This window comes from Streptomyces sp. NPDC057617, assembly GCF_042800555.1.
Lineage (GTDB): Bacteria > Actinomycetota > Actinomycetes > Streptomycetales > Streptomycetaceae > Streptomyces.
This window is the reverse complement of sequence record NZ_JBHVGV010000005.1, coordinates 38,126-52,297: the sequence shown is the minus strand read 5'-3', so window position 1 is coordinate 52,297 and position 14,172 is coordinate 38,126. Positions and strand designations below refer to the sequence as shown.

Annotated in this window: 3 protein-coding genes; 2 read left to right on the top strand and 1 reads right to left on the bottom strand. The window is 67.7% G+C overall.

Annotation, left to right across the window (positions count from 1 at the left end; translation table 11 throughout):
* Positions 1–60 precede the first annotated feature (60 nt).
* Complete coding sequence (locus tag ACFU9P_RS14215; RefSeq protein ID WP_384080166.1) at positions 61–999, bottom strand: 2OG-Fe(II) oxygenase family protein; 939 nt, start codon at positions 997–999, stop codon at positions 61–63.
* A gap of 174 nt (positions 1,000–1,173) precedes the next feature.
* Between ACFU9P_RS14215 and lat the strand changes: the two genes are divergently transcribed.
* Both lat and ACFU9P_RS14205 read left to right on the top strand, forming a co-directional pair.
* A complete protein-coding gene (lat, locus tag ACFU9P_RS14210; RefSeq protein WP_384080163.1) occupies positions 1,174–2,556 on the top strand; it encodes an L-lysine 6-transaminase in 1,383 nt (460 codons plus the stop codon).
* Between the two features lie 53 nt (positions 2,557–2,609).
* Entirely contained in the window at positions 2,610–14,162 is an 11,553-nt protein-coding gene (locus ACFU9P_RS14205) for an amino acid adenylation domain-containing protein (protein ID WP_384080160.1), read from the top strand.
* Positions 14,163–14,172: the final 10 nt, after the last annotated feature.

The window sequence follows — 14,172 nt, the reverse complement described above, 5'->3', positions numbered from 1 at the left end:
CCTTGCCCCGGAACTGTGCTCGGACCGCCTGTGCCCAGGACTGCCTGTGTCCTGGACTGCCTATGCCTCGGACTTCCGGCGGATATTGACGTAGTTGCCCTGGATCCAGTCCTTGAAGGTGGCGGTGTCGCCGTCCAGGCTGATGTCGAATCCGCACTGTCTGGCCAGCGGGACCGAGAAGGTGAAGTCCGAGTCGGGGCGCAGGAAGAAGACACTGGATGTACGGCTGCTGCCCGCGATCCGGTCCCGGCCCGGCGCCGCGACATGATGCTTCGGGGCCTTCACCTGGCCACCGGTCACCAGGGTCGCCACGGCTCCGCAGAAGACAAGCACCGCATCCGGTTTGGCCGGCAGGTCCACAAAAGTACCGCCGACCTCGCACTGAAGACTCACAAAGCCGTTCGGGCACGGAGTCTGCTGAATCACCGTCACCGTCGACAAGTCGTAATGCGGCGCCATCCGCAGCGGCTCTTCCTCGGCGCTGCGATGCGCCGGGACCTCCGGGAAATACCGGAATCTCAGCAGCGGTTCACAGTTGACGAACGACTCGACACCGCCTTCCGGCTCAGTCCCGGTCGCCTTCAGCACTTGCCTCGCCGCTTCTCGGGTGGCGTCATACATACGGTCGAAGTAGTGCGTCCAGATCCGTTCGAAGTCCTCGGTGGGGAATACATTGTCCGCGGTCCCCATCGAGTAGCACATCGAATAGTCGGAGTAGGTGCCGGTGTTGGTGATCTGCGCGGTGCTCTCCGACTCCAGCCCGGTGAATCCACGGCGGATGGTGGGAACCGGGGATGTGACGGCCCGCTTCGCCTCCTCCGTACCGTGCTCGAAGAAATCGACGACGACATCCTTGGCGGATTTCTGGTCGGCCTCCGACAGACTGCTGCCCGTCAGATAGAAAACACCCTTGTTCTTCAGGCAGCTGCGGAACTCGTCCTGGTGGAGCCCCTCCTGAAGCTCGGCCAGGTGGAACGTCGGTACCGTCGTGTCCAACACGTACTGCTCCTCTCGTCACCGCTCGGGCAGGGGGAACGCGACGAACGTGAAGCACCGTAGCAGCCGGCGCGCGATTTCGAACAGGTGCTTTCCTGCCGTTGCCGGAAATCCCGGAAGAGAACTCCGAGAGAGCCGGAAGAGGACCTCAAGAGCAGCCCGGGGCAGAATGGCAGCATGGGTGAACAAGAACACTGTCCTGACCGAGGCCTTTCAGAAGCGGGAGCACTGAACGCTCAGGACGTGCATCGCGCGCTTGAGCCCCATATGCTTGTGGACGGCTATGACATCGTCCTTGATTTTTCCGCCAGTTCGGGTTCCTGGCTGGTCGACGCCATTACGGGGAACCGCTATCTCGATCTCTTTTCCTTCTTTTCCTCGGCGCCGCTCGGCATTAATCCGTCCTGCATTGTCGACGACCCCGCATTCATGCGCGAGCTGGCCGTGGCGGCCGTGAACAAGCCGTCGAACCCCGACCTCTATTCGGTTCCGTACGCCAGGTTCGTCAGGACCTTCGCCCGGGTGCTCGGTGACCCGCGGCTGCCGCGTCTGTTCTTCGTGGACGGCGGGGCGCTGGCCGTGGAGAACGCTCTCAAGGCGGCCCTCGACTGGAAGGCACAGAAGCTGGGCCTGGACGAGCGGGCCGTCGACGGTCTCCAAGTCCTGCACCTGGAGCGCTCGTTCCACGGTCGCAGCGGCTACACCATGTCGCTGACGAACACCGAGCCGGCAAAGACCGCCCGCTACCCCAAGCTCCCCTGGCCCCGGATCCCGTCCCCCGCCCTTCAGCACCCGCTCGCCGAACACGCCGCCGCCAACCGGGAAGCCGAGCGGCAGGCGCTGGAGGCCGCCGAGGCGGCATTCCGTACCGCGGGCGGCATGATCGCCTGCTTCATCGCCGAGCCCGTCCAGGGCGAAGGCGGCGACAACCATCTCAGCGCCGGTTTCCTCCAGGCGATGCGGCGGCTCTGCCACGAGCACGACGCGCTGTTCGTCCTCGACGAGGTCCAGAGCGGCTGCGGAATCACCGGCACCGCATGGGCGTACCAGCAACTCGGCCTGGAGCCCGACCTGGTGGCGTTCGGCAAGAAGACCCAGGTCTGCGGGGTGATGGGCGGCGGCCGGATCGACGAGGTCCCGGACAACGTCTTCGCGGTCCCGTCCCGGATCAGCTCGACGTGGGGCGGCAACCTCGCCGACATGGTCCGCGCCACCCGGATCCTGGAGACGATCGAGCGTACGCAGCTCTTCGACACCGTCGTCCGGCGCGGCAAGTACTTCGGCGACGGCCTCGAAGCCCTGGCCGCCAAGCACCCCGCCGTTGTGACCAACGCCCGCGGCCGGGGTCTGATGTGCGCGATCGACCTGCCGGACACCCGCCTCCGTGACGAGGTCCTGCGCCGGATGTACCGGGACCACCGGGTGATCGCCCTGCCGTGCGGCGACCGCGGCCTCAGGTTCCGCCCCGCGCTGACGATCGGCGAGAGCGAGATCGATCACGCCCTTGAGGCGCTGGCACTCAGCGTCCAGCCGCTCGGCGTCGAACCGCTCGGCCTCTGAAGCGCCCTGTGTAGTCCCACTCGTCCGCATCCCGTACGACGGAGAGCCCACGAATGATGTCAGCACGGTACCCGAGGACCGCAGCGGACTGGACTGCCCGCATCGAAGGTGTGTCGAGCGAGCGCTGCGATCTGGAAATGCTGCTCAAGGACGAGTGGCGCAACAAGATCGCGGTACGGGACGACGATCCTGGTATCCGTACGACGAAGCAACAGGACCTGCTCATCGGCGGCCGGGACTACACCGCGCTGAAGAACGCGCTCCGGGATGACGAAGGCACGTCCGTGGGCGCGTTCGCGCTTGCCGCGCTGCACAGCGTCATGCGCGCGTACGGCCACGGGAACCGGACGGTCGCGGCCTTCGTCGACGCCACCGGTACGGACGGCCTGCGGCAGGCCGGCGTTCTCCCGGTCGTCGTCGACCACACCGAGCAGGCCCGGCTCACCTGCGCCGCGGCGGTACGGGAACTCGACGAGGCGCTGCGGCGGAAGGACGCGTACGGCAGCCCGGCCGAGCTGCTGGAGCGCGGCCTGTTCGACGCCCTGCTCGTGCTCGCCGACCGTGACATGGCCCTGGCCGACCTGCCGTCCACTCCGCTCGCCGTGATCGTCCGGGACATCGAGGCCGACGGCTGTCTGCGCTGGACGATGGCCTACGCGGGAGATCTGTTCGAGGACCGGACGGTCGCCGGTGTGCTCGATGTCGTACGGGAGGTGCTCGGCCAGTTCGTCGCCCGGCCCGGCCACCCCGTGGCCGGCATCGAGCTGGCGTCGGCGGAGCAGCGGGAGCGGCTGCGCGAATGGAACGCCACCGACGGTGATTTCCCGGAGGGCAAGCGGCTCAACGAGCTGTTCGAGGACGCTGTCCGGCGGTCGCCGGACCGCGAGGCCGTCGTCTTCGGCGACACCGCACTGACGTACCGCGAGGTCGACGAGCGGTCCAACCAGTTCGCGCACTGGCTGCTCGGCCCCGGGATGGGCGTGCGCCCGCAGCAACTGATCGGGCTCTACCTCGACAAGAGCGATCTGGGTGTCTTCGCCACCCTCGGCATCTGGAAGTCCGGCGCGGCGTACGTACCGATCGACCCGGCCTACCCGGCCGACCGGGTGCGTTTTGTCGTCCGTGACACCGGTCTGACCGGCATCGTCACCAACCGCCACCACGCTCCGCGGCTGCGGGAGATGCTCGAAACGCTCGGTCCTGAGCACTCGGCCGTCCGCGTCATCGAGATCGAAACCGTGCTGGCGGGGCAGGACGCCGGCGGGAGCGCGCTGCGGGAGAGACCGCGGCTGTCCCTGGGCAGCCGGGACCTCGCGTACCTCACGTACACCTCCGGCACCACCGGCGTGCCGAAGGGCGTCCCCAAATACCACGACAGTGTGGTGAACAGCATCACGGATCTGTCCGAGCGGTACGGCATGCTCTCGCCCGGCGAGGAACGGGTCGCGCTCTTCGCGTCGTACGTCTTCGAACCGCATCTGCGGCAGACGCTGATCGCGCTCATCAACTCACAGACGCTGGTGATCGTCCCCGAAGAGGTCCGGCTCGACCCGGATCTGTTCCCCGCGTACATCAAGCGCCACGGCGTCACGTATCTCAACGCCACGGGATCGGTGGTCCAGCATTTCGATCTGCGCCGCTGTACGAGCCTCAAGCGGCTGCTGCTGGTCGGCGAGGAGCTGACGGCGGCAGGGCTGCGCCGGCTCCGTGAGAGGTTCTCCGGTCGCGTCATCAATGAGTACGCCTTCACCGAGGCGGCCTTCGTCACCGCCGTCAAGGAGTTCGCTCCGGGCGTGACGGAGCGCAGGGACCGCAGCATCGGGCGGCCGGTACGGAATGTGAAGTGGTACGTGCTGAGCCAGAACCTGAAGCAGTTGCCGATCGGCGCCATCGGTGAGCTGTACATCGGCGGGCACGGGGTCGCCCCGGGCTATCTCAACCGGGACGATCTGACCGCGGAACGGTTCATGGCGAACCCGTTCCAGTCGGAGCGGGACAAGGCGCGCGGTGTGAACGCCCGTATCTACCGGACCGGCGATCTGGCGCGCGTACTGCCGTCCGGCGAAGTCGAGTTCATGGGGCGCAGTGACTTCCAGCTCAAGCTCAACGGTGTCCGGGTGGAGCCGGGCGAGATCGAGGCGCAGGCGACGGAGTTCCCGGGGGTGCGCAAGTGCACCGTCGTGGCGCGCGAGGGGGCGGGTGGTACGGGCGACCGCCATCTGGTCGGGTACTACGTGACCGAGTCCTCGGCGGAGGTGACCGAGGAGGAGCTGCTGGCCTTCCTCGAACAGCGGCTGATACGGATCATGGTCCCGGCCCGTATGGTCCGCCTCGACACCATTCCGGTCAATGTCAACGGCAAGGTGGACTGGCGGGCGCTGCCGGAGGTGGAACCCGCCCGCCCGGGCGGGACTCCCGTGATCGCCCCCGGTGGTGCCACGGCCGGCGGTGGCGCGGGCGTTGGTGTCATCGACGAGCTGCGCGAGATCTGGAGCACGGTCCTCGGAGTGCCGGCGGCACGGATCGGCGACGGCGACGACTTCTTCCGGCTCGGTGGCCAGAGCATCTCCTGCATCCTGCTGATCGCGCGCGTACGGCGGCGGCTGGGTGTCTTCGTCAGCGTCGAGGACGTGTTCACCCTCAGAACACTGGGCGAGCTGGCGCTCCACCTGGACCAGCGGCGCGGGGAGCCGGGGCCCGAGCCGCGAACGGCTGCCGAACAGGCGGCCGACGAGCGGGCGTCGGCCGACGGCGAGTCCGTCAGGCTTCTCGCGAACGGTCTGCAACAGGGCCTGCTCTACCACGCCCTCAAGCGCAGGAACGGCGACGACGCCTACGTCATGCAGTCGGTGCACCGCTACCACTGCCGTATCCGCCCCGATCTGATGCGGGACGCCTGGCAGCAGGCGCGGCGCAAGTACCCGGCACTGAGACTGCGTTTCGAGTGGGGCGAGGAGCCGCTCCAGATCGTCGACAACGACGACAAGCCCTTCGAGTGGCGCTTCACCGATCTCAGCGATGTGCCGGACCCCGGTGAACAGGACGCCCTCATCAGGGAGTTGCAGGAGCGGGACCGGACCGAGCCGTACGATCCGGGCGCGGGCCGGCTGTTCCGGGTCTATCTGATCAAGCAGCGCGAGGACCTGTTCTCGCTGATCTTCAGCTGCCACCACATCATCCTGGACGGCTGGAGCCTGCCCGTACTCCACGACGACGTGCACCGTACGTACCTCCGGCTGCTCCGCGGCGACGCGGCCGGACCGGCGATCGACAGCACGTACGTCGACGGTGCGCACACCGACAGCGCGTACATGGCGGCACAGCGGCACTGGGAGACGCACCGGAACGACGACGTCGAGTACTGGACGCGGCAGGTCGAACGCATCGACGAGCGCGGTGACTTCGCCGGACTGGTCAAGGAGGACATCCGGTACCAGGTCGCGCTGAGCGACTACGACCACGTGCGGGAGCACCGTACGAAGAAGCTGCGCCTCGGCGCGGACCGGACCGCCGCGCTCAAGGCGGTGTGCGCCGCCCACCGGGTCACCCTGCACTCGGTGCTCCAGTTCGTGTGGCACAAGGTGCTGTACGCGGTCGGCGGCGGGAACACCACGGTGGTGGGGACGATCGTCTCCGGCCGGGACCCCCGCATCGACTCCATCGAGAACTCGGTGGGTCTATTCATCAACACACTGCCCGTGATCGTCGACCACGACGATCAGGCGACGAAGAGCGTCGGCGCGGCCATCAGCGAGATCCAGACCGCTGTGAACACCATGAACAGCAAGAGCACCGTGGAGCTGGGCCGGCTGGAGACCGGTGGGATGAAGCGCCGGCTGTTCGACACACTGCTCGTGCTGGAGAACTATCCGCGGCTCCTGGACGAGGACGAGGAGCGGGAGCACGAGGAGCTGCTGCGCTTCGAGAAGGCGTACGACGCCGACAAGGTCGACTACCCGCTGGCCGTCGTGGCGCGCGAGGAGGGCGACGAGCTGACGGTCACGCTGTGGTACGCGGGTGAGCTGTTCGACGACGACGCCATCGGCACACTGCTCGACGTGACCGGCACACTGTTCGGCCAGGTGGCGGACGACATCACGCGGCCGGTCGACGCCCTCGAATTCGTCACGCCGCCGATGATCGAGCGCTTCGACGCGTGGAACCGTACGGAGACCGGGTTCCCGGACGGCAAGACTCTGCACGGGGTGTTCGAGGAGATGGCCGCGGCCTGGCCGGACGAGATCGCCGTGGTCTACCGGGAGACGAGACTGACGTACCGTCAGCTCAACGAGCGGGCCAATCAGTTGGCGCACTATCTGCGGACCGTTGTGGAGCTGCGGCCGAACGATCTCGTCGGCCTGATGGTGGACAAGAGCGAGCTGATGATCACCGCGATCCTGGCGGTGTGGAAGACCGGAGCGGCGTACGTACCGATCGACCCCGGATATCCGGACGACCGGGTCACGTTCATGCTCGAAGACACCCGGTCCCGTCTGGTCATCACCAACCACGCCCACGCCGAACGGCTCCGCGGCCTTCCCTGCGCGGCCGGGCTGCCGGTGGTGGAGCCGGACCGGCTGCCGATGGGCTACCGGTCGACGGAGAACCCCGTCACGGCCGTTACGAGCACCGACCTCGCCTACGCCATCTACACCTCCGGCACCACCGGCAGGCCCAAGGCCGTACTCGTCGAGCACCGGGGAGTCGTCAACCTCCAGACGTCCATGGTGAAGCTGTTCTCGCTCGACAAGAGCGCGGGCGACGAGGCCCTCCTGTCGTTCTCCAACTATGTGTTCGACCACTTCGTCGAGCAGATGACCGACGCCCTGCTCAACGGGCAGAAGCTGGTGGTGCTCGACGACTCGATGCGTACGGACGCCGAGCGCCTGTACAAGTACATCAACGACGAGAACGTCACCTACCTCTCCGGAACGCCCTCGGTCCTCTCGCTGTACGACTACTCGACGACGACGTCCCTGACCCGTATCGACGCGATCGGCGAGGACTTCACCGAGCCGGTGTTCAACAAGATCCGCGGGATGTTCGGTGGCACCATCATCAACGGGTACGGCCCGACGGAGATCTCGATCACCAGCCACAAGCGGCTGTACGCGCCCGGCGAGCGGCGTGCCACCAAGAGCATCGGCCATCCGGTGGCCAACACCATGTGTTACGTGCTCGACAAGTCGATGCGGCGTGTGCCGGTCGGGGGCATGGGCGAGCTGTACATCGGCGGTGTCGGTGTCACACGCGGATATCTCAACCGTGACGAGCTGACGGCGGAGCGCTTCCTGGACAACCCGTTCCAGACCCCGGAGGAGAAGGCGTCGGGGCAGAACGCGCGCATCTACAGGACGGGCGACCTGGCCCGCTGGCTGCCCAACGGCGAGCTGGAGTGTCTGGGCCGTACCGATCACCAGGTCAAGATCCGCGGGCAGCGTGTCGAACTCGGCGAGGTCGAGGCGGCGCTCTCGTCGTACCCCGGTGTGACCCGGTCCCTGGTGATCGCCCGCGAGCACCGGGCGGCGGGGCCCGGGGGCGCTGGGGCCGCGGGCGCGGGGCTTCCGGGCGCGCAGAAATACCTTGTCGGCTTCTACGTCTGCGACCGCGAGCTGGACGAGACGGATCTGAAGCAGTGGATGCGCGGGAAGCTGCCCGAGGCCGTTGTGCCCTCCCGCCTTCTGCGCATCACGGACATTCCGGTGACCCCCAGCGGAAAGCTGGACACACGGCGGCTTCCGGAGACGGACTTCGGGCCGGACGAGGGCAGTGCGTACGTCGCGCCCTCGAACGATGTCGAGGCCAAGCTGTGCGGTATCTGGTCCACGGTGCTCGGTGTCGCCCCTGACCGGGTCGGTGTGCACGACGACTTCTTCGCGCTCGGCGGCGACAGTCTGCGCGCGATGGTGCTCGCGCAGGCCATCACGACCGGTTTCGGGCGTGGCCTCGGCGTCGCGACCGTACTCCAGCACACGACCCTCGGGGCGCAGGCGGAACACATCCGGGAGATGGCCGCGCAGCCGGAGGAGGAGCGGGGCGAGCCGGCGGGCGGCGGGGGCGCGGCGGGGTCGGCGGGCGCTTCCGGCCCGGCCGACGCTTCCGGCCCGGCCGGCGTGGAGAACCCTCCGGTGTCCCTCGCGCAGGAACGCCTGCTGTTCATCGACGAGTTCGAGGGCGGGACCGCCGCGTACAACATCCCGTTCGTCCTCCGGATCGCGACGGACGGCGACCGCGTCACGCCGGATACGATCACTCGCGCGCTGCGCACACTGGTACGGCGCCATCCCGCGCTGCGCACCCTGCTCACCATGGACGGTGCCGGTGTCCGGCGGCAGCACACACTGCCCCAGGACGACGCGTCCGCCATGTTCGATGTGCCCGTGCACACGGTCGGCGGCGTCACCGAGCTGGACGAGAAGCTTGTGGAGCGTTCCGGGTATGTGTTCCGGCTGCACGAGGAACTGCCCGTCCAGGCGGACCTGTTCGCGCTCGCCACGGACCGCGGCAGTGTGTATCTGAGCATTGTGCTCCACCACACATGCTTCGACGGCTGGTCATGGAACACCTTCCGCGGCGAACTGGCGGCCCTTCTGCACGGTTTGCCCGAGGCGGAGCTGGGGGCGGTCCACGGTACGTACGCGGACTTCGCCGTGTGGCAGCGGGAGTATCTGGCCGGGCGGCGGCTGTCCGAGCTGACCGAATTCTGGACGAATACGCTGGCCGGGTTCGAGACGGTCAGGCTGCCGCTGGACAATCCTCGCCCGGCGCGGTTCGACTACCGCGGCCGGGAGATCGAGTTCGGTCTCGACGAGCGGACCACCGAGGTGCTGAGGGCACTGGCCCAGTCGTCGAGGGTGAGTCTGTACAGCGTGCTGCTGGGCGCCTGGTGCCTGATGCTGCACATGTACACGGGCCAGGACGACTTCGTCGTGGGGACCCCCTCCGCCAACCGCGGGCGCCCGGAGTTCGACCGTACGATCGGCTTCTTCGCGAACCTGCTGGCGCTGCGGGTACGGGTCGACGCCGACGCGACGCCGGAGGAGTACGTACGCGCGGTCGGCGCGGGTGTGGTGGCGGCGCAGGTGCACGGCGAGCTGCCGTTCGAGCAGCTCGTGAAGGAGCTGGATCCGGAGAGGGACCCGAGCCGTCACCCGGTCCTCCAGATCAACTTCACACTGCAGAACGTCACAGATCGCGACCCGGGTGCCGGCGCGGCTGCCCCGGCGTCCGACGAGCGGCCGGCACTGGTCGACCACAAGCCGGACGGCGGCGGCTGGACGGCCACCAAGTTCGATCTGTCGGCCACCCTCACCGAGACCCCGGGCGGTCTGGCGGGCAATCTGACCTTCGCCGCGTCCCTCTTCGACGACGCGAGCGCCGACGGCTTCATCTCCACCTTCCAGCACATCCTGCGCGAGTTCGCCCGGCTCTTCGCCTCCGGCAACGGGGCCACACTGGCGGACGTCACCTGCCTCGACGAAGCGGGCCGGGCTGCGCTGCCGGCCGACGCGACGGAGCCCGGCGGTCCCGTCGTACCGACCGCTGCCACCAGGCCGGCCCGGACGCTCCACGGGGTGTTCGAGGAGATGGCCGCGGCCTGGCCGGACGAGATCGCCGTGGTGCACGGCGGGACGAGGCTGACGTATCGCGAACTGAACGAGCGGGCCAATCAGTTGGCGCACCATCTGCGGACAGTCGTGGAGCTGCGGCCGAACGATCTGGTCGGCCTGGTGCTGGACAAGAGCGAGCTGATGATCACCGCGATTCTTGCGGTGTGGAAGACCGGAGCGGCGTACGTACCGATCGACCCCGGATATCCGGACGACCGGGTCGCCTTCATGCTTGAAGACACCCGAGCCCGTCTCGTACTGACCAACCACGCCCACACCGAGCGGCTACGCGAACTGCCCATCGTGGCAGAACTGCCGGTGGTCGACCTGGACGAGTTGCCCATGGGCCATCGGTCGACGGACAACCCCGTCACGGCCGTCACGAGCACCGACCTCGCCTACGCCATCTACACCTCCGGCACCACCGGCAAGCCCAAGGCCGTCCTCGTACCGCACCGCGCGGTGGACAGCTTCCGCGAACAGGTGGCCGAGCGCTACTTCGGGACACCCGACACATCGCGCCAAGGCGTCCTGTTCCTGGCCAACTACGTTTTCGACTTCTCCGTCGAACAGTTGGCGCTCTCGCTCCTGAGCGGCCACACCCTGATCGTTCCGCCGCCCTCCCCCGCCCACGACGACGGCTTCTACGACTACGCGAACCGTGCGGGGCTGACGTATCTGAGCGGTACGCCGACCCAGATCCAGCAGTTCGACCTCGCGCGTCTGCCGTATCTGCGGTGTGTGCTCGTCGCCGGCGAGGCGTTCCACGAGCGCCACTTCCGTAAGATCCGGAGCGAGTACTCCGGACCGATTGTCAACGCCTTCGGCACCACGGAGACGGCCGTCTACAACACCGGCCGGCGCTTCGAGCCCGGTGAGTCCTACCGGAACACCTTCGGGCAGCCGCTCGGGAACACCAGGCTGTATGTCCTCGGCGACTCGCGGAAACTGCTGCCCACGGGCGCGATCGGCGAGCTGTACATGGCCGGGGAGTGTGTCACGGACGGCTATCTGAACCGGCCGGACCTCACGCGCGAGCGGTTCCTGCCGAACCCGTTCCGGACCGAGGCCGAGCGCCGTGCGGGCCAGTACCCGGTCATCTACAGGACCGGTGATCTCGTGCGGCGGACGAGGGACGGCGAGTTCCAGTACGTGGGACGCAATGACGCGCAGGTCAAGATCCATGGCATCCGCGTCGAACCCGGTGAGGTCGAAGCGGTGCTGGCCGCGTGTCCGAACGTACGGGAGTGTGCCGTCATCGCCACGGAGGACGAACACGCGCCGGACGGCGGCGGCAAGCGGCTCGTCGGCTACTACGTGGCGGGGGTGGGCGCGGGCGCCGGTACGGAGGCGGGCGCCGCCGTCGACGAGGACGAGATCTTTGCCGCCCTGCGCGCGAAGCTGATGCCCGGCATGGTGCCGTCGCTGCTGGTACGGCTCGACAGGCCGCTGCCGATGACCATCAACGGCAAGCTCGACACCAAAGCACTGCCGAAGGCGGTCCTGTCCACGGAACGGGCGGGGTACACGGCGCCGCGCAGCCGTACCGAGGCCCGGCTGTGCCAGCTCTGGAGCGCGCGGCTGCCGGGCGGCACGGTCGGCATCGACGACGACTTCTTCCGGTCGGGCGGTGACAGCATCAGCGCCCTGCATCTGGCAAGCCAGGTGCGGCGGGAGGTCGGACGCAGGATCAGTGTGAAGGACATCTTCGACTTCCCCACCGTCCGGCGGCTGGCCGACAACGTACTGGCCGGGCCGGACGGCGGGCACGGCGCGCGGGGCGACACACGAGACGAGCGTGTGGAATCCGGGCGGCCCGAGCAGGGCCGGCTGTCCGGTGACTGCCCGCTGCTCCCCGTTCAGGAGTGGTTCTTCGCGAAGCCGCTCGCGGACCGCGGCTGGTGGAACCACAACTTCGCCATCACCACACCGCCGCTCGACATGGCGAGACTGCGCCAGGCCCTGACAAAGCTGGTCGCACACCATGACGCGTTCAGCCTCCGCTACACCGGGTTCGACGGTGCCGGGCGCGAGGGCGCCGGATTCAACGGTGACGGTACGGAGATCACCCAGGCGTACGGCGACGGCCGCCCGGACGTCGTACTGCACGAACTCGACGTGAGCGGCCTGCGGGACGAGGACATCAGCCGGCAACTCGCTGAATGGCAGAGCGGTTTCGACCTGGAGCACGGCCCGGTCGCCTGTGCCGCGTACCTCCACGGGTTCGACGACGGCACCGCCCGTGTCTGGTTCGCCCTGCACCATCTGATCGTCGACACCGTGAGCTGGCACATCCTCACTCAGGACCTGGAGATCCTGTACCACGGCGGTGAGTTGGAGGAGAAGACGGGCAGCTACCGGCAGTGGGCCCAGGCGCTGCGCACCTATGTCCCCGGTGAGGACGAGCGGCGGCTCTGGACGGAGATCACCGAGGGCATGGCTTCCGCGGCACCGAGCGCGCTGTCCCTGGCTCTGTCTCCGTCTCCGTCTCCGGCACCGTCAGCGTCACCGGACGCGAACGGTGCGGCGGCGCACCGCGAGGAGTTCGCACTGAACCCGTCGGACACCCGGACCCTGCTCACCGAGAGCCACCGGGCGTACGACACCACCATGAACGACCTGCTGCTGACGGCAACCGGATACGCACTGCGATCGGTCACGGGGCTGGCGACGAACCACATCACGGTCGAGGGCCACGGCCGCGAACTCTTCGACGGAGCCCCCGATGTCCGGGACACGGTCGGATGGTTCACAACGATGCATCCGCTGGCCGTCGAAGTGGATCCGCAGGACCTCGGGCGCAGCATCCTCAGGACGAAGGAGGCCCGTCGGCGGGTGCCGCACCACGGCATCGGTTACGGTGCGCTCTTCGGCCGGTACGGCAGTGAGCGCGCTCCCCTTCCGCCGGTCGGCTTCAACTATCTCGGCCGGATATCGGACGAGGGACCGCGGACGCCGGACCAACTGGCGGGCTGGCAGCTCGACTCGGCGATGTCCGGCAGCAATGTCTCCGAACGCAACCGGGGAGCCGATCAGTTCAGTGTCGATGTGACGATGAGGTGCGCGGGCGGTCGTCTCATCACCGTGGTCGACAGCCGACTGGACCGGGCCACCACCCGACGCTTCACGAGCGAGCTGAAGTTGTGGCTGGAGCGGCTGGTCGCTCACACGTCGACCGTGACGAGCAGCGCGGGCAACGGAACAGGCACCGGAATGGACAACGGAATCGGCAACGGAATCGGCCTCGCGCAGGCGGCCCCGCAGGCAGCGCCCGAGGATGAGGCCTTCGACCCGTACATCCTCGTCAACGAGGAAAGCGCGGAGCGCACCCTCTTTGTCTTCCCGCCCGGCGAGGGCGGTGCCGAGAGTTATCTGAGCAATATCGCGCAACGGCTGCCCGGGTACCGGCTCGTGCTGTTCAACAATGTGCATCTGCATTCCCCGATGGAGTCGTTCGAGTCCCTGGCCCGGTTCTATATCGAGCACATCCGGCACCTCCAGCCGTCTGGCCCCTACAGTTTCTTCGGCTGGAGCTTCGGAGGGGTTCTCGCTCTGGAGGTGTCGCTGCAACTGGCCGGTGCGGGCGAGAAGATCGACAACCTGTTCCTCGTCGACCCGTACTTCAATGTTCCCCAGGCGTCGGCCAGGATCGGACTCCCCGAAGTCGAGGACATCCTCGATCCGATCAATTACCACTACGCGCCGAGCGAGGCCGATCTGAAGCGGCTCGGTGCCCGTATCGGAAACCTGGTGATGTTCAAGGCGGGCGAGCCGAACGACATCGTCCGCGACGACCACCAGCGCCGGCTGTTCGCGTTCTACCAGCGGTCGCCGTACAACAGCCTGGACACTCTTCTGCCGGCCGAGTCGATCGAGATCCACCCGCTGCCCGGTGAGACCCATCATTCGTGGGTACGAAACGAGCGCCTGGTCACGGGCATGTGTGAACGCGTCTCCGCAGCGCTGTCCGATGCCCGTCGAGCAGATTCCCGCTGAAAAGGCCGAG